Below are 16,050 nucleotides of genomic sequence, written 5' to 3'. Positions count from 1 at the left end.
AAGTTACCTCTTGAGCCTCAGGTTGTTGACCACGGCCCGGACCCCTTCGGTGCCCTTGGCAATGGCCAAGATGCGATCCATCTGATCTTTGTCCTTGACCACCCCGGTTAAGGTGACCACCCCGTTGACCACGTCTACGTCAATAGAAAGAGAACGCACCCCCGGCTCTACCAGAAGTTTGGCCTTGATCTTGGCCCCCAGGGTCTTGTCGTCCAGGAGGCGTCCGAGACTGCGCTTGCCGATTTGAAGATTATTTCTCACCCCACGCACCCCGGGGGTGGATCTGGCGATCTCGATTGCCCTTTTGGCCTCGGCTTGGCTGGAGACAAGACCTGTCAAGGTCACCGTACCATCAACTGTATCAACGTCGATCTTTCTGGCCTTGGTCTGGGGATCCTGGGCCAGGGCAGCCTTGATACGGGCGGTAATCGTAGCATCATCTACTTGTCGGCCAAGACTTCGTTCGTCAGTGGCCACCTTATAGGCTCCAGCCGCCCCTGTACCTACGATTACCGGCCCACAGGAGTTAAGGAGAAGAAGTATCCCCAGAAGGGGAAGGAAAATATAGATCTTTAGGCCTGTAGTCGATATCATTTTTAGGACCTCTCTAAAGAGAGTTTAATTATGGTAACTCAACCTAGCCTGTTGTAAACTCTTTTGAATAATCCTGAAGGAGAGAAGCAATGAAGATAGAAAAGACCCTTTTTCCTAAGGGCCTTGAACCAACCAAAGGGGCCTCAACTAAGGGGCAAACCGGGCCTTCTTTTGAAGAGATCCTGGGAAAGAAGCTCTCTGAGGGGCAACCAAGCTTAAGTATCCCGCCGGCGACTATTGCCCCTCTGATCTCCCTGGCGCCAGAGGAGGTTGAAGGGCTACGGCGGGCCGAAGAGGTCCTTGATATTCTTGATAATATCGCCCGCCTTCTTGACCAAAGGCCCATATCTGGCCAGGCCCCGGCCCAGGGTCTTGAGGACCAAAGCTGGGAACTTGCCCAGCTAGTCAAAGATCTCCAGCCAGGGCCGGTCCGCAGTCTCATAGAAGAGGTAGCTATTCTGGCCAGCGTTGAGGCAGCCAAGATCCGCCGTGGCGATTATTCTTAGGCCTTCAGGGTCTTGATCCAGACCTTTCGGCTCCGGGGACCATCATATTCACAGAAAAAGACTCTCTGCCAAGTCCCTAGTTTGAGCTGTCCGCCTTCCACTATCAGGAGGACCGAAGGCCCGGTAAGGCTGGCCTTGACATGGGCCGGGGAATTGCCTTCAAGGTGACGATAGGGGAAATGCCAGGGAACGACCTCGTTTAGGACCGAGGTTACATCTTCGGCCACCGCCGGGTCGGCCCCCTCGTTGACAATAATCCCTCCCGTGGTGTGGGGGCAATAGATGAGACAGATGCCCTCATCGATATCAAGCTCCCGATTTATGACCTCGGTGATGTCGATTAGTTCGGTCTTCCGGTTTGATTTCACGGAGATAGATCTGACCATCCTTATCCTCCCTCCTCGGGCCTTGAGCCATCTCTTGCCAGATGAATATCACCCTGGGGCTTAGATCTTCAAGGTGTTTGATAAGGCGGCCGGGGTAGGGCAGGAGATGCTCAAAGCCTCCAATATGAACAAGGGGGGCTTTCCAACGGAGGCGGCGCCGAAGACGTCTGGCCATGATCTCTCCCCGTAAGGCCTCTAATGGGCCCCAGCGCCACGTAAAGTGAAAGAAAAAGCGCTCAGGGGCTTTAAGGGCCCGGGAAGCCAGGATGGCTAGTTCCCTGGCCTCGGCCTCAAGACTTTGACCAAGTTCTTCCAAAAGCTCTATGGCTCCTTTTTTCAATAAGCGATCGATCTCTAGGAGATATTCCCGGGCCGGAAGGCTGAGATCCACCAGGTAAAGAGGAACCTGGAACTTTAGGGCAAACTCTTGAGCGGCCTTTAATTCGTAGGGAAGCTCAAGGATCGATCTGAGACCCTTTCGGGCCTTAGGGGTAAGTAAAGGAGAAAGCTCTTCAAGGCGCCGGAGCCAGAGCCCCTCTCTGGCCCGGCGGAATCTATAGGAAAAACGGCTCATCTCTAGAGAGACTGCCCGAGGCAAAAGGTCTTCAAGGAGCTCAAGGAGTCTTTCTTTTCCCTGGGCAAGGCGGTGTATAGTCCCCAGAAGAAAAAGTCTCTCCATCTCAGGCCACAGGATAGGCCCCTTCTGGCCGATGATCCAGGAGCTTGATCTCGGTGGCTCCTTCATCAAGGCTTATGATCTTAGTCCGCTCGATTTCCCGCTCCGGCAACCTGATGATTCGCCCGGCCCGGTGGATGGTCGTCGGAGAAAGGGTCGTCTTATAGGTAAGCTTGACTCCGAAGACTTTACGACCGAACCTAGTGGTAAACCATCCCGGGCCTTCAAGCCGGAGATCGTGAGCGTCCCCAGGCAGATAGATCCTTTTAACCCTTCGCCGAGGGTATCTTCGGCCTCCCTTGTATTCATGGGGGCTTATGTACTCCAGCCAGATCACCCTTCCCTGCCGGTAGCGAGCCTCGGATGGGATATAGATCTCGGCCCTTTTTTCCTCCTCGATGGTCCGAGAGACGTAGGCCTCGATGTCTTCCTCCTGGACTAGGTGGTCCTCGTTGAACTCCTCAAAAAGGAGGCCAAAGCCAGCCACTGCCGCAATAATGTTGGCCAGTTTTACCGTGCGGGTATGTTCCTTATAGATGGCCTCCCGAAACTGCTCAAGCTCCTGACCGATCCTGGCCTCCATCTCCTTAAGATAGGTCAGGGTGACCAGGAAATCAGCGTAGGCTTTGAGCTTCTCCAGTTCTTCAGCTGAATCCACATAAAGCATGGCCTTTCTTAGAGAACAGAACTCCCGTCGGAACTCGATGGCCTCAGCCAGACGGATTATCTCCACCGGGCTGGATGCCTCGATCTCCTTGATCAAGGCATCATCGAGACCCTCGAGTTCGGCTTCAAGGGAGGCGGCCTGACCAAAGGGATGATATTCCTTTTCCCAGCCTTGGAACCGGGCAACAAAATTAGCTGCCCGGCTACTGGCAGCGTTTTCCTCAAGGGCTGCCCTACGAAGCTCCTCCAGACGGGGGCCAAACTTTTGGACCCAGAAAGGGCTGTAGGTGAGGGTACAGAGATAATCAGAGCGTCTCTTGAGCTCGGTGAGTTGCTCCACTGAGGAGACCTCAAGCATCTCGTCCCGGATAAGGCAGTTAATACGTCTTATGTCTGCCGGCCCCTCAACAGGGCCATAGATCCACTTAGCCATAGCCCCCCCTTTAATCCCCGATTTGGAAACAAAGTAGCCACAATGAAAAAGAGGTCAAGGCTGGCTGGACTTTAGCTTTTCAGAGGATAAACCGATCAGAAAAGTAGCCACTTTAAGGACGGGATCGATGGGACCCAAGCTTACCTCCACCATGGGCCAATACCGGAGGGCCGGTAGCCAGATCAAGACCAAGATCCAGGACTTGGCCCCTTATCAGGACCTGAGAAACCGAATCCTTCAGATAGAGGATCTTCCCACTGTCCCGGCGACAATCTTGCGGCTTATTGAGAGCCTGGGAAACGTAGAGGTCAGTGTTGAGGAGCTTGAAGATATCATCCGCTACGATCAGGCCCTCACCAGCAAAGTCCTCTCAGTGGCCAATTCGGCCTTCTATGGCCACCGAGTTCCAATTACCACGGTCAAAAGGGCCATCATCGCCTTAGGGCTCGATGAGGTCCGTAACATTGCCCTCTCTATTATGCTCGTCAGTATCTTTAAGACGCCAGAGGAATTTGAAGACTTTAGCCTCAACGACTTCTGGCTTCATTCTATAGCCGTGGGCCTCGGGGCCCGGATAATAGCCGGGGCTTTGGGACGAAATGATGATGAGGTCTTCTTTGTCTGCGGCCTGCTTCACGATCTGGGACGGGCTGTCTTGGCCACCAGATTCCCGGAAGAGTTTCGGGCCATCCTTAAAATCCAGAAAGACACTGCTTGTCATCTCCTTGAGGCCGAATCCGCCCTGGATGTCCCCCACACCTGGGTAGGACGGTGGCTGGCCCGGTACTGGAAACTGCCATCTTTTGTGATCGAGGCCATCAGGTATCATCATCATCCCTTTACCAGAAAGGGCTTTAAAGAGATTGCTGCCATCTGCCAAGTGGCAGACCACTTGGCCCATCGTTACCAGATCGGTCGGATTCCCGGCGGCCAGGAGGCAGCCATTGGCCCGGTACTCAAACGGCTGGGTCTCTCGGAGGAGATCTTCTCCGAACTGGCCGACCAGTTTGAGGCCCTAGGTCCGGTGATTGTTGAATCCTGGTTAAATAACGCCATCGTCAGTTAACCCCTTACCCCAGGCCTCAAAAAGCATTATAAAAACCTGCCAGTATGTTCACCTCAACTATCCTTTATCTCTTGGTGGCCCTGGTTCTTTTTGCCAGCTGGCCCGCCGCCCCACCAATGCTCTCCCCGCTATGGGCTTTGGGGATTTTTGGGGCCAAACTCTTTGCCTTTGGCCTGATCTCTAACCTCTTCCTTCGCCGGGCCAGAGCCCCCTCGGAGATCATTGTCTATCAGGAACGCCTCTCCATCCTGGCTCTCATTTTCTACGGATTAGATGTCTATCTCCTGGATTTAAAAGGCCACCTCTTGGCCATGTTAAGCCTTCCCCTACCCTCCCTTCTCGACTTGGCCGGGCTTGGCTTTTATCTATTATATCTTTTTGTCCTCTGGAGAAAGGTAGCACATTATCAAGGACGCCTTGATGGAAAGCTACCTCGTCGAGGCTATGTCTCTGGCCAATTTCGTCTCCTCCTCCCAGCCATTGTCCCTTGGGTGCTGGTCAATCTGGTGGCTGACATCCTGCCCCATCTCCCCTGGGCCCCCTTAAAGGAACTTAGTCAGAGCCCCCTTTATGAACTGCTTTTTTTCCTGATCTTTCTCCTGATCATGGCCCTGTTCATTCCCGTCCTCATCCGGTATCTATGGGGCTGCCGATCGCTGCCCCCAGGGCCGATAAGAGAGCTCCTAGAGGCCTTCTTTTACCGAGAGGGCTTTTCCTATCAGGATATCCTTCTCTGGCCTATCTTTTCCGGACGTCTTTTTACCGCCGGAGTCATGGGTCTAGTCGGCCGTTTGCGCTATGTCCTTATCACTCCAGGGCTTCTAAGCGTCCTTGATGATGAAGAGCTCCTGGCCGTTATGGCCCATGAGGTAGGCCACGTAAAAAGACATCACCTCTTCTATTATCTCTTTTTCCTCCTCGTATATGGTCTCCTGGGTTATCTTCTCCTTGAGCCGACCTTTTACGCCCTCACCTATTGGAAACCAATTCTCAATTACTTAGTCGCCCACCCAACCCGAGGCGAAGATCTTCTTTTTTTAGGTTTCTCGATTCCGGTGGTTCTCCTCCTGATCATCTATTTTCGCTATGTGATGGGCTTTTTTATGCGCAATTTTGAGCGGGAGGCCGATCTTTATGCCTTCAAGGCCCTTGGCAGTCCGAATGGGCTTATCAGGGCCCTAGAGAAGATCAGCTACCTGGCCGGGGGGATCAGGGATCTTCCAAGCTGGCATCACTACAGCATCAGGCAACGGGTGGAGTTTCTTGAGGCCTGTTATCTGAACCCTCGTCTGGCCGACGAACACCGCAGGAAGTTGCGTACCGCCTTTGGAATCTATCTTTTGGCCATTGCCCTGGTCTTTACCTCTCTTAAAACCTTGCCCCTTGAAAAGATCAAAAGCGGTGGCCGAGCCCGGCTCCTGGTGGCCATGGTCGAAAAAAAGATCAAAGAAGATCCGGAAAGAAGACCCCAGTGGTATAAGATCCTGGCCAGTATCTACTTGGAGATAAACGATCCCAGGGCCGCCGTAGAGACCCTCGAAGAGGCCCTTCGGATGGCCCCAGAGGATCCGGAGATCCTCAACAATCTAGCCTGGCTCTACCTGACCATCGAGGATCCGGCCCGCCGCAATCCCTTCCGAGCCCTGGATTTGGCCCTCAAGGCCGCCCAGATCTCTCCAGATGCCTATGTTCTGGACACCTTGGCCCTGGCCTACTTTGAAAACGGTCAAATCGATGAGGCCATAAGGCTAGAGAAGATGGCCCTTAAGAAGGCCCGTAAAAACAAAGATCACTACCGAAGGCAACTAAAACGTTTCCTCAAAGCCAAAGAGAAAAAATCCTTCCGACAAAAACCATCTAGTTAATAAACTAAACTTAAGTTTTATAACTTCGATTAATCACAAAATAATTAAAGAGATTAGAAAAAACTCAATTTAAATTTAGAGCAAATTAATAAAGTTAATTAATTAAAGTTCCATACATTTTAGACGATCCTATAAAAAGAGAGGGAACAAGAAAACAAAAACTTTTACAGAAAAGGAGAGTCTATTCTCAGATTAAATAATCTTTCTATCAGGGCCAAGCTAGCAATAAGCGTTGGAGTGGCCATCTTCTCCCTGATAGTGTCTTTTCTCATTGCCCATCACACCAATCAAAAGACCACCAAAGATCTCAAAGACCTCTATCAAAACAGGGTCCTCGCCTTAGAAAAGCTTAGGGCCGTTTCCCTTTCTGGGGCCCAGATCATAGAGGCCTTTGAGGAGGCTGAAGATGGTGATCTGGGGCCAGGGGAGCTGCAATCAATTATCATCAAGGGGCGCCAAGAGCTCTCTAAGGCCTGGCAGGAGTTAGAGGAATCATCTTATGAAGAGCTCAAAGAGATCATTGGTCCTCCACTTAAGGCCTTCATTGCGGCCTTGGCCACCTACCAGGGCCGTCTTGAGGCTGGGGAGCAGGGAATTCTCCGAGACCTTGAAGGTCTCTATAGCCCTTGGCATCTTCTTCGTTCAGCCATCAACCAAGCTGGTGAAGTCCTTTTCAGGGCTGCTAGGGACGATTTTGAAGGTGGCCTTCAAGCTGCCCAAAAGGGAGAAACAACCATTTTAGTTGTCTTCAGCTTGGCTCTAATCCTCAGTCTCTCCATCTATTTCATAGTCACCAGGCAGATAAACCAAGGGCTTAAAACCGTAGTTGTCGGTCTTAGTGAGGCCAGCGAGGGTCAATTCAAAAGGGCCTTAAAGGTAGAGGGCCATAACGAACTCTCCCGTCTGGCCTTGGCCTTTAACAATCTGACAGCCGGAGTAGGCCAGATCCTAAAGACCCTTGATACCCAAACCGTAGCCCTCCTGACGGCCAGTCAAAAACTTGCCCATGTAGGGAAGGCCGTGGACCAGGGCGCTAAGGAGCTTGATAGAGTAGCCACCGAAGTGGCTGCCGCCGCCCAGCAGGCTACCGAAAGTCTCAAGGGGGTCGCCCAAGCCGTAGAAGAGATGACTACCGCTACCCAAGACATTGCTAAAAGCATTTCAGAAACAGCCGCTGTCACCAATCAGGCCCAGGAGAAGGCCCAGTCAGCAAAGATGGTGATAGGAAAACTCAGCCAGGGATCAGAGAGGATCGGTGAGGTGATAAGAGTGATCAGCCAGATTGCCGAACAGACCAACCTTCTGGCCCTCAATGCCACCATTGAGGCCGCCAGGGCCGGGGAGGCTGGTAAGGGTTTTGCTGTGGTAGCCGGCGAGGTCAAAGAACTCGCTCGCCAGACAGCCAAGGCCACTGAAGAGATCACCGAGATGATCAGAGGCATCCAGGACGACACCAAGCAGGCCGTAGTTTCCGTAGAGGAGATTGCCCAAATCGTGGCCCAGATAAACGATCTCTCAAACACCATAGCCAGTGCTACCGAAGAACAGACAGCCACCGTAGCCGAAATAAGTCAGAATATCCAGGAAGGCATCCAGGGAGTAAGCCAGGTAAATGACCAGATCCAAGGTTTGGCCCAAAAGGCCCGGGAATTTACCGAACTCTCCGCTGAGGTTCTTCTTTCTGAAGAGGCCATCTCCGATATAGTAGACGAGATAAAGACTGTTGGTGATTTCTTCAACATTGAAGATAAGGCTATCTCAGAGGCCCAAGAGCAGGCCTCAGATTCTATCCGCATCATGGCCATGAGTCTCCAGCACTTTGCCTGGCGAGAAAAGGTCCTTGAGGGCATCCTCAAAGGGGTCCCTCCAGAGGTAGAAACTGACGCCACCCGATGTGCCCTTGGCAGGTGGCTGGAGAGATATAAAACTAGCGGCCAAAGGGGAGAGATTATCTCCCGACTTGTCCCTGTCCACCGAGAGCTCCACAACTCGGTAATAAAGATCCAGGAACTCTTGCGCTCCAAGGCCAAAACCACAGAGATCTATCAAATCTTGGCCCGAGAGATCTCCCCCAAGGTAAAAGAGGTGGTTTCACAGCTAAAAGTCCTAAGAGAAAACATCTCCCACCAGAAAACATCCTGACCTAGAGACCAGAGAGCCCCGCCCCAAGCACTTTCTCGAAGGCCTTGGACAGGCCTTCGAGAAAGCCTTAGACTTAAAAACAATGTTTAACTCTAAATTTTAATCTTTCTTAAAGTTCTCCCAAATAGAACCGATATATACCAAGACGGACGATTTTAAAGTTGAGTCTCTTTTTTTTCGTTTAGAACTATAGCGGGAAAAAGGAAAAACTATGGGGTGTAAGGTTTTAGAGAGAATCAAAAGAATCCATAAAGACAATACCAAGAGAACCTCCGTGGAAAGCTACGATTACCACCCCGAAGAAAAGAATCCTTTCTGTCGGCTCCTCGACAGGATTTTTAACATGAGCCTTTTCATCAAGATTGGAGTCATCATTGGGCTCTGTTTCTTGGGATATATCGTCATGGCTGGATACTTTGTCGTCCAGCTCAAAATGATTAAGACTGGCCTTGATCAGCTGGATAGAATCTATCTACCTGAATACAAAGTTGGCCAGATAGTTTTAAAACATCTAAAAGAGATCGAAGCAGATTTAATAGAGTTTACATCGTCGCCAGATGATCCTATCGTTGTTAAGCGGCAAGAAATAAATATCAGACAGAATATAAAAGAAAGCATCCAGACCCTGGAAACAGCCCTTAAAGGAGGAAAAATAAAAGATATCTCGAATACGGGAATCATAGATGAATTTACAATTTATCCTATATCTGAAGAAAAGGCTCAGAAACATGTAACAGCAGCCTTAGAAAACCTAAAAAAGATTGAAAAAGAGTTCGAAAAATTAGTAAACAGCGAGATTGAAGAAAAAATTGAACAGATACCTGAAGAAGATATTTTACAAGAAATAAAAGATAATATAGAAAAAACAGAAAAAGAAATATCTCACTTCATCAAATTAACATCCAACAAACACCTAGTGCGCTCAGATAAAATAGAGCGCATAATGGAACAGGGGAAAATTTCAAGTATAATTGTAGCAACATTATTAATTGGTGTTCTTATAGCAACAGGATATTTGTTTATCCACATGGTCTTAAAACCGATAAAAGAAATCACTGCACGAATAAGAAATCTGGCGGAAGGCCAAGAAGAGTGCCAAGAAACATTACTAGAGGTAAAGACTAAAGATGAAATAGGTCTATTAGCTAATGAATTTAATAGACTAATAAATCAAATAAACCAATTTAATGCCTTCAAAAAGATCATAGAAGAAGATGAAACAGTAGAAGACATCTATAAAAGATTGGCTGATGTGTTCCAGAACCGTCTGGGACTTAAAACATTTGCCATATTCCAGGTTTCAAACAGCGATAATAAGATGAAGCCGGTCTATCTCTGCCCTGAGGACCTTGAATTCAACCCAGAGAAGCTTGGAGACGCCAACCGTTGCCGGGCTAAACGGACCGGACATATCATCTCCTCTATGGAATATAGGGGGATCTGTAAACTCTTTCTCTGGAAAGAGGAGGTCGATCACATCTGTATACCCATGATTGTTGGAGGACGGACAGTAGGTGTCGTCCAATTTCTGCTCCCTATAACCAAGGCTTCCAAGGAACTCCACAAATATGATTGGTCTATACGCCAAGCCCAAGTTTACATCCGAGAGGCCCTTCCAGTGATTGAGGCCAAGCGTTTTGCCCAGTCGATGAAGGAAATGGCTCTCAAGGACCCCCTGACCGAACTTTACAACCGCCGTTTTTTGGAGACATATATTGATACCCTGGTTGCTGGAACCCTAAGACGAGGCACAGTATTAGGAGTACTTATGTGTGACCTTGATTTCTTCAAGGAGGTCAACGACACCTATGGCCACGAAGTTGGGGATGAGGTCCTTAAGAAGACCGCCCAGATCTTAAAAGGAAACATCCGGGCCGCCGATCTGGCCATTCGTTTCGGAGGCGAAGAGTTTTTAATCCTTCTCACCGACGTCCGCCGGGGAGAGGCGGCCAAGGTGGCGGAAAAACTTCGCCAGCTAGTAGAAAGGCATAAATTCAAAGTCCCCGGAGGGCAGATCCAGAAGACCATCTCTATTGGGGTTAGCGAATTCCCGGTAGACTCTGAAGGAATCTGGGAAGTGATCAAGTATGCCGACGTAGCCCTTTACAAGGCCAAAGAAGGTGGCCGCAACCGGGTCGTCCGTTTCACGGCTGATATGTGGCAAGAAGAATCCTACTGATCATCCCTCCGTATCCGCCGGATAATCTTAGATGTTGATCGCCCTTTGAGGAGAGGCAGGCGAACCACTTTACCCCCATAGGACTTAACCAAAGAGGCCCCGACGATCTTCTCTTCTGGCCAATCAGCCCCCTTGACGAGGATCTCCGGTCTTATGGTCTCGATAAGCTTCTCCGGGGTATCTTCAGAGAAGATGCAGACATAATCGACAAAGAAAAGTGAGGCCAGAAGCAAGGCCCGATCGGTGGCCGGGTTGATCGGCCGGCCTTGGCCTTTGAGTCGTCTGACTGAGGCGTCACTGTTCAGTCCTACCACTAGACAGTCTCCCAAAAGGCGGGCCTGGTTGAGATACCTTGCGTGACCGGCATGAAGAATATCAAAACAGCCATTGGTGAAGACAATTCTCTGGCCCTGACGCCTTCGTCCGGAGATCTCTTCAAGAAGGGCTGGGAGCTCTAGGACTTTGGCCTCAGGTCTTTTAAAGACCAGGCTCTCTTGGCCAGTCTCAAAAAGACCTCTGACTTTTGACAAAAGGGACGGATCAAGATCAACCACCAGGATCCCCTCCTCTTTATTAAGGCTTGCCAGTAAAGTGCCATCTGGGGCCACAACCCGGCTTCCTCCGGCAAGCCCCTCTCCGGTGGCATTGGCCAAGGCCAGATAGACTTGATTCTCAAGGGCCCGGGCTCGGGAGAGAAGAAAAAGGTGTTCGGCCCTCTGCTCCGGCCACTGGGCAAGATAAAGGAGAATATTAGCCCCCCGGGAGACCAGATGTCGGGAAAGCTCTGGGAAACGAAGGTCAAAGCATATCCCCAATCCCACTCTCCAGGCCCCCAGAGAATAAACCAAGGCCTTCTCTCCAGGAGAAAATGGGTCGTCAAGCCCGGGGAAAAGATGGATCTTTTGATAGCTGGCCCTAAGCCCCTCCCCGTCAAGAACAAAGGCAGTATTGTAAAGTCCCTCTGGTCTCTTCTCTGGAAGACCACAGACAACCGTAGTCTTAAGCTCTTGGGCCAAAGAGGAAAGCTTATTGAGGGCAGAAGGGGTCAGATGGGCCTGAAGGATCGGACCCCCTTTATAGCCGGAGATAAAGAGTTCGGGGAGGACAAGAAGATCCAGGATCCCGGGCCTTTGAGCAAGCTCAAAGGCCCGCTCGACGTTGACCTCTGGCTCTTCCGGCCGTGGTATGAGCTGAATTATCCCAATCCTCATGCCCTGGCCAGAGTATAGACGAAGACCTTGGCCGCCCCGGCGGCTTTAAGAATTCGGGCACACTCGTTAACCGTGGCCCCTGTGGTAAAGACATCATCGACCAAAAGAAGCCTCATCCCAGCCACCTCTGCCCTTAAAGAGAAAGCCCCACGGACGTTAAGCTCCCGTTGTCTGGGCGGAAGCTTGACCTGAGGAACCGTCGTTCGATGGCGGACAAGGAGATCATATCGATGGTTTAGGCCCGGGAAAAGGGCCCTTGCAAGGTACCAAGCCTGGTTGAAGGTCCGCTCCCGAAGGCGCTCCTCGGGCAGGGGGACAGGAATGACGGCCTCGACCTCGAAGGCCTCAAGGGGACCAACGAGAGAGAGTAAGGTCCTCAGGGCCGCTAGCTGCCCCCGGTATTTAAAAAGGGCAATAAGCTTAGCTACTGGCCCCTGATAGACAAAAGAGGATCTGGCCCGGTCAAAATACCACTTTTGGCGACGGCAATTCTGGCAGAGATGGTCTGGGCCCCGGGAGTAAGGACAACCACAAACTGGACACCAAGGAGGCCTCAGATAGCGAATCCGGGAGCCACAGACCTTACACAAGGAAAAGGCCTCCTTGACCTCCTGCCCACAGGCCGGACAAAGTGGGGGAAAGACCAGGTCAAGAAGGCCCTCTACAGGTCTAAGCCATGTTTTCCACAATAGCTTTGGCAAACTCAGAACACTTGACCTCTTTGGCCCCTTCGATCTGACGGGCCAGATCATAGGTGACGATCTTCTGGGCCACAGTCCTCTTCAGAGCCTCAAAAATGACCTCCGAGACCTCTGGCCAGCCGAGGTATTCAAACATCATGGCCCCAGAGAGTATCAGTGAGCTTGGATTTACTTTGTCCAGACCGGCGTACTTCGGAGCCGAACCGTGAGTGGCTTCAAAGACCGCATAACCATCACCAATATTGCCTCCCGGCGCCATCCCTAAACCCCCTACCTGGGCGGCCAAGGCGTCAGACATATAATCCCCATTTAGATTGGGCATGGCCAAGACGCTGTAGTCCTCCGGCCTGAGGAGGGCCCACTGAAACATGGCGTCGGCAATGCGGTCTTTGATGATCACCTTGTCCGCCGGAGGTGAACCTGTAAGGTCTGCTTCAGCAATGGTCTCTCCGGGAAACTCATCCTTGGCCAGTTCATAGCCCCACTTAGCAAAGGCACCCTCGGTGAACTTCATGATATTGCCTTTGTGGACCAAGGTAACCGAAGGTTTCCCTCTCTCAAGGGCATATTGAATGGCCTTCCTTACTAGACGCCTGGTAGCAAACCGGCTGATGGGTTTGATTCCAATGCCAGAGTCCGGCCGGACCTTTTTGCCCATCTCTCGGGAGAGAAAATCGATTATTTTCCTGGCCTCCGGGCTTTCAGCCTCCCATTCGATCCCAGCATAGACATCTTCGGTATTTTCCCGAAAGACGACCATATCTACCTTTTCTGGATGTCTTACAGGGGAGGGGACTCCGGGAATATAGCGGATCGGACGCACACAGGCATAGAGATCCAGAACCTGACGAATGGTGACATTAAGGCTCCGAATTCCTCCCCCAACCGGAGTGGTCAGGGGCCCTTTTATGGCCACCACGTGTTCCTTGATGGCTTCGATGGTCTCATCAGGCAGATAAGATCCTGTCTCCTGATAGGCCTTCTCCCCAGCAAGAATCTCCTTCCAGTGGACCCGCCGGCGTCCACCATAGGCCGCCTCAACTGCGGCATCCCAGACCAGAAGAGAGGCCTTGGTAATGTCTGGACCGATTCCGTCCCCTTCTATATAAGGAATAATAGGCTCCTCAGGGACTATCAACTGGCCGTTTTCCGCAATTCTGATTTTCTCCGCAGGCATACTTCCTCCTTAAAAATTACTTTTTCTTCTCAGCCACCACTGGACCAGCAATGTAGGCCTTCATGACTTTGACCTTGACCCCAGTGGCCACCTCCAGAGTGACCACCTGATCACTGATCCCGGCCACGGTGCCGATCAGCCCCCCGGCCGTAAAGACGGTCTCTCCCTTTTTGAGGTTATCGAGGAACCGTTGATGTTCTTTAGCCCGTTTTTGTTGAGGCCTGATGAGTAAGAAATAAAAAACGACAAAGATGAGGATGAGAGGGATGAAGGCCACGATGGGGTTGCCACCACCCTGAGGAGGGGCTCCCCCTCCCCCCATTGCCCAAGCGATTCCAATCATGTTTTTTCCTCCTTTCTAAGGATCGTTTCTCTTAAGTCCATTAGGCGATCTTCCTTGATGGCCTGACGAATCTTTCGCATCAGCTCCAGATAAAAATGAAGATTGTGAATGGTATTGAGCCGGTAGGCCAAAAGCTCCCGAGCCATAAAGAGATGGCGCAAATAGGCACGTGAGAAATTCCGACAGGTATAACAGCTACACCTTTCATCAAGGGGCCGCGGATCATCGCGAAAACGTGCCCGCTTTATAGCAATCTTGCCCTCTGAAGTAAAGAGAGTTCCGCGTCGGGCATTCCGGGTAGGCAGAACACAGTCAAACATATCTACTCCCAGAATAACAGCCTCAATGATGTCCTCCGGGGTCCCCACACCCATAAGATATACTGGCCGATCCTCAGGAAGCTCGGCCAATGAGGCCTCTAGCATGGCCAGCATCAGACCCTTGGGCTCCCCGACACTCAAGCCTCCCACAGCATAGCCATCAAAGCCTATGGAGACGATCTCCCGAGCGCTCTTTTGCCTTAAGTCTTCATACATGCCACCCTGAACGATCCCAAAGACAAGGCTCTCCGTTGAGGCCGCCTTCTTGGAACGCTCAGCCCACAAAGTGGTCAGCTTGGTGAGACGCTCTGTATCCTTAAGGCTCAAGGGATAGGGTATACAGGTATCAAGGACCATGTGTATATCAGAACCAAGGGCCCTCTGGATCTCCATAGCCAGCTCTGGGGTGAGAAAACGGACACTGCCATCAAGATGACTCTTAAACCAGACTCCTTCTGGCTCTATCCGGGTGAGTTTGGCTAGGCTATAGATTTGGAAGCCTCCGGAATCTGTAAGAATGGCCCCAGGCCAGTTCATAAACCGATGAAGCCCTCCCAGACTAGCAATAAGTTCATGGCCAGGACGGAGAAAAAGATGGTAGGTATTGGCCAGAATGATTTTTGCCGAAAGCCCCCAAACCTCCTCTGGAGTGAGGCTTTTTACCGTAGCCTGGGTGCCCACAGGCATAAAGACCGGGGTCTCAATCTCCCCCCGCCTGGTCTTAAGCCTTCCGAGCCTGGCTCGGGTGGCTTTTTCCCTCTTCAGGATTTCAAAACATCCCATAGACGGCCACCTAGGGTAACCATAAAAACCCGGCCTTCCAAGACAAAAAGGAGACACAAGTCTTAAGGCGGTTTATAATTTTGGCTATGATGCTTGGGATATTGATCCTCCTTGTGGCCACTGTTTCCCCGGTGCAGGCCCTTGACGCCCTCCCTTCCATCAAGGGCTATATCAACGACTATGCCGAAATGATAAGTCCAGAGGTTGAGGGACGCCTTGAAACCCTACTTCGAGGGCTGGAGGAGACGGATTCTACTCAATTTGTCATTCTCACGGTAGAAAGCCTTGATGGCCTTCCTATTGAGGAATACGCCCTCAAGGTCGCCGAGGCCTATCGTCTGGGTCAGGCCGAAAAAGACAACGGTATCCTGCTCCTGGTGGCTAAAAAGGAGAGGAAGATTCGGATCGAGGTTGGCTATGGGCTTGAAGGGGTATTGACCGACGTCATGGCCGGCCGGATAATTGACCAGGTCATCTCCCCCAGATTTAGAGCCGGAGATTTCGATGGCGGTTTTTTGGCCGGAGCCCAGGCTATAGTCGGACTTGTTCGGGGAGAATTTCTTCCTGAAGAGGACTCTCCAAAGGCCCCTCAACGCCTTCCTTGGGCCTCGATCCTTATCTTTGGGACCTTTGTTATCCTCATGGTCTCAAGCATGAGCCGGCTCTTTGGTGCCTTGGTCGGGGCCCTGGCCCTTCCAGCCATGGCGGCCCTCATCCTTCCAGCCTCACCGGCCCTTCTGGCCTTGGCTCCCTTGGGCCTGGTTATGGCCTTCTTCCTCCCAGCCCTTTTTTCCTTGGGAGAAAAGGAGCCAGCCCCTAAGGGCCCTCCTCAAAACTCCGCCTATGACCGCACCTATTCACCCTATAGCCGCCGGGAGACCATCTTCTGGATAGGACCAGATAGATTTGGAGGGCCCTCTTCAGGATGGCCTGGGGATTTCGGAGGATTTTCTGGAGGAGGCGGGGGTTTTGGAGGCGGTGGAGCCTCTGGGGATTGGTAGC

At 51.4% G+C, this 16,050-nt stretch carries 15 protein-coding genes; 6 read left to right on the top strand and 9 right to left on the bottom strand.

Translation table 11 applies throughout. From position 1 onward, the window contains the following. Positions 1 to 3: 3 nt before the first annotated feature. A complete protein-coding gene (locus ACXJJX_RS09445) occupies positions 4 to 594 on the bottom strand; it encodes a BON domain-containing protein (protein WP_456434345.1) in 591 nt (196 codons plus the stop codon). An 89-nt stretch (positions 595 to 683) separates the two neighbouring features. Here ACXJJX_RS09445 and ACXJJX_RS09440 point away from each other — a divergent pair, with 89 nt between their 5' ends. Then, positions 684 to 1,100 (top strand): hypothetical protein, encoded by a 417-nt coding sequence (locus tag ACXJJX_RS09440; protein ID WP_456434344.1) that lies wholly within the window; start codon positions 684 to 686, stop codon positions 1,098 to 1,100. Here ACXJJX_RS09440 and ACXJJX_RS09435 read toward each other — a convergent pair. From ACXJJX_RS09435 to ACXJJX_RS09425, 3 genes are read right to left on the bottom strand one after another with little or no spacing between them, the layout of a single operon-like run. After that, positions 1,097 to 1,486, bottom strand: coding sequence for a secondary thiamine-phosphate synthase enzyme YjbQ (locus tag ACXJJX_RS09435; RefSeq protein WP_456434343.1), 390 nt, complete (start codon positions 1,484 to 1,486; stop codon positions 1,097 to 1,099). The genes ACXJJX_RS09440 and ACXJJX_RS09435 overlap by 4 nt on opposite strands. Next, on the bottom strand, positions 1,407 to 2,165 hold the full coding sequence (locus ACXJJX_RS09430) for a hypothetical protein (protein ID WP_456434342.1): 759 nt from the start codon (positions 2,163 to 2,165) through the stop codon (positions 1,407 to 1,409). The genes ACXJJX_RS09435 and ACXJJX_RS09430 overlap by 80 nt, the downstream gene beginning before the upstream one ends. A gap of 1 nt (position 2,166) precedes the next feature. Continuing rightward, positions 2,167 to 3,261, bottom strand: coding sequence for a hypothetical protein (locus ACXJJX_RS09425; RefSeq protein WP_456434341.1), 1,095 nt, complete (start codon positions 3,259 to 3,261; stop codon positions 2,167 to 2,169). Positions 3,262 to 3,388: 127 nt separating this feature from the next. On the opposite strand from ACXJJX_RS09425, the gene ACXJJX_RS09420 reads away from it, so the two are divergent. From ACXJJX_RS09420 to ACXJJX_RS09405, 4 genes are all read left to right on the top strand, one after another. Continuing rightward, on the top strand, positions 3,389 to 4,327 hold the full coding sequence (locus ACXJJX_RS09420; protein WP_456434340.1) for an HDOD domain-containing protein: 939 nt from the start codon (positions 3,389 to 3,391) through the stop codon (positions 4,325 to 4,327). A 44-nt stretch (positions 4,328 to 4,371) separates the two neighbouring features. Next, positions 4,372 to 6,192 (top strand): M48 family metalloprotease, encoded by a 1,821-nt coding sequence (locus tag ACXJJX_RS09415; protein WP_456434339.1) that lies wholly within the window; start codon positions 4,372 to 4,374, stop codon positions 6,190 to 6,192. A gap of 237 nt (positions 6,193 to 6,429) precedes the next feature. Further along, positions 6,430 to 8,334 (top strand): methyl-accepting chemotaxis protein, encoded by a 1,905-nt coding sequence (locus tag ACXJJX_RS09410; RefSeq protein ID WP_456434338.1) that lies wholly within the window; start codon positions 6,430 to 6,432, stop codon positions 8,332 to 8,334. 274 nt (positions 8,335 to 8,608) lie between these two features. Beyond that, positions 8,609 to 10,513 (top strand): diguanylate cyclase, encoded by a 1,905-nt coding sequence (locus ACXJJX_RS09405; protein WP_456434337.1) that lies wholly within the window; start codon positions 8,609 to 8,611, stop codon positions 10,511 to 10,513. Here the strand turns inward: ACXJJX_RS09405 and rfaE2 are convergent. From rfaE2 to tgt, 5 genes are read right to left on the bottom strand one after another with little or no spacing between them, the layout of a single operon-like run. Next, complete coding sequence (rfaE2, locus tag ACXJJX_RS09400; protein ID WP_456434336.1) at positions 10,507 to 11,724, bottom strand: D-glycero-beta-D-manno-heptose 1-phosphate adenylyltransferase; 1,218 nt, start codon at positions 11,722 to 11,724, stop codon at positions 10,507 to 10,509. The genes ACXJJX_RS09405 and rfaE2 overlap by 7 nt on opposite strands. Beyond that, positions 11,721 to 12,476 (bottom strand): ComFC family protein, encoded by a 756-nt coding sequence (locus ACXJJX_RS09395; protein ID WP_456434335.1) that lies wholly within the window; start codon positions 12,474 to 12,476, stop codon positions 11,721 to 11,723. Before ACXJJX_RS09395 ends, rfaE2 begins: the two co-directional genes overlap by 4 nt. Next, positions 12,394 to 13,602 carry an isocitrate dehydrogenase (NADP(+)) gene (gene icd / locus ACXJJX_RS09390; RefSeq protein WP_456434334.1) on the bottom strand — a complete coding sequence of 403 codons (1,209 nt, stop codon included), beginning with the start codon at positions 13,600 to 13,602 and terminating at the stop codon, positions 12,394 to 12,396. Before icd ends, ACXJJX_RS09395 begins: the two co-directional genes overlap by 83 nt. Positions 13,603 to 13,618: 16 nt before the next feature. Continuing rightward, on the bottom strand, positions 13,619 to 13,945 hold the full coding sequence (gene yajC / locus ACXJJX_RS09385; RefSeq protein ID WP_456434333.1) for a preprotein translocase subunit YajC: 327 nt from the start codon (positions 13,943 to 13,945) through the stop codon (positions 13,619 to 13,621). Beyond that, complete coding sequence (tgt, locus tag ACXJJX_RS09380; RefSeq protein WP_456434332.1) at positions 13,942 to 15,048, bottom strand: tRNA guanosine(34) transglycosylase Tgt; 1,107 nt, start codon at positions 15,046 to 15,048, stop codon at positions 13,942 to 13,944. The genes yajC and tgt overlap by 4 nt, the downstream gene beginning before the upstream one ends. 86 nt (positions 15,049 to 15,134) lie before the next feature. Here tgt and ACXJJX_RS09375 point away from each other — a divergent pair, with 86 nt between their 5' ends. Continuing rightward, positions 15,135 to 16,049 carry a TPM domain-containing protein gene (locus tag ACXJJX_RS09375; RefSeq protein ID WP_456434412.1) on the top strand — a complete coding sequence of 305 codons (915 nt, stop codon included), beginning with the start codon at positions 15,135 to 15,137 and terminating at the stop codon, positions 16,047 to 16,049. Position 16,050 lies beyond the last annotated feature (1 nt).

The sequence above is a fragment of the Thermosulfuriphilus sp. genome (genome assembly GCF_054026695.1).
Note: the sequence above shows the minus strand (reverse complement) of the source record. Positions and strands in the feature narration are given on the sequence as shown.

Bases quoted from the DNA above. Each gene is read 5' to 3' on its own strand.
- ACXJJX_RS09415 (WP_456434339.1), top strand. From the start codon at position 4,372: ATGTTCACCTCAACTATCCTTTATCTCTTGGTGGCCCTGGTTCTTTTT.
- yajC (WP_456434333.1), bottom strand. From the start codon at position 13,945: ATGATTGGAATCGCTTGGGCAATGGGGGGAGGGGGAGCCCCTCCTCAG.
- ACXJJX_RS09430 (WP_456434342.1), bottom strand. From the start codon at position 2,165: ATGGAGAGACTTTTTCTTCTGGGGACTATACACCGCCTTGCCCAGGGA.
- ACXJJX_RS09395 (WP_456434335.1), bottom strand. From the start codon at position 12,476: ATGATCTGGCCCGTCAGATCGAAGGGGCCAAAGAGGTCAAGTGTTCTG.
- ACXJJX_RS09440 (WP_456434344.1), top strand. From the start codon at position 684: ATGAAGATAGAAAAGACCCTTTTTCCTAAGGGCCTTGAACCAACCAAA.
- rfaE2 (WP_456434336.1), bottom strand. From the start codon at position 11,724: ATGAGGATTGGGATAATTCAGCTCATACCACGGCCGGAAGAGCCAGAG.
- ACXJJX_RS09425 (WP_456434341.1), bottom strand. From the start codon at position 3,261: ATGGCTAAGTGGATCTATGGCCCTGTTGAGGGGCCGGCAGACATAAGA.
- ACXJJX_RS09435 (WP_456434343.1), bottom strand. From the start codon at position 1,486: ATGGTCAGATCTATCTCCGTGAAATCAAACCGGAAGACCGAACTAATC.
- ACXJJX_RS09375 (WP_456434412.1), top strand. From the start codon at position 15,135: ATGATGCTTGGGATATTGATCCTCCTTGTGGCCACTGTTTCCCCGGTG.
- icd (WP_456434334.1), bottom strand. From the start codon at position 13,602: ATGCCTGCGGAGAAAATCAGAATTGCGGAAAACGGCCAGTTGATAGTC.
- tgt (WP_456434332.1), bottom strand. From the start codon at position 15,048: ATGGGATGTTTTGAAATCCTGAAGAGGGAAAAAGCCACCCGAGCCAGG.
- ACXJJX_RS09420 (WP_456434340.1), top strand. From the start codon at position 3,389: ATGGGACCCAAGCTTACCTCCACCATGGGCCAATACCGGAGGGCCGGT.
- ACXJJX_RS09445 (WP_456434345.1), bottom strand. From the start codon at position 594: ATGATATCGACTACAGGCCTAAAGATCTATATTTTCCTTCCCCTTCTG.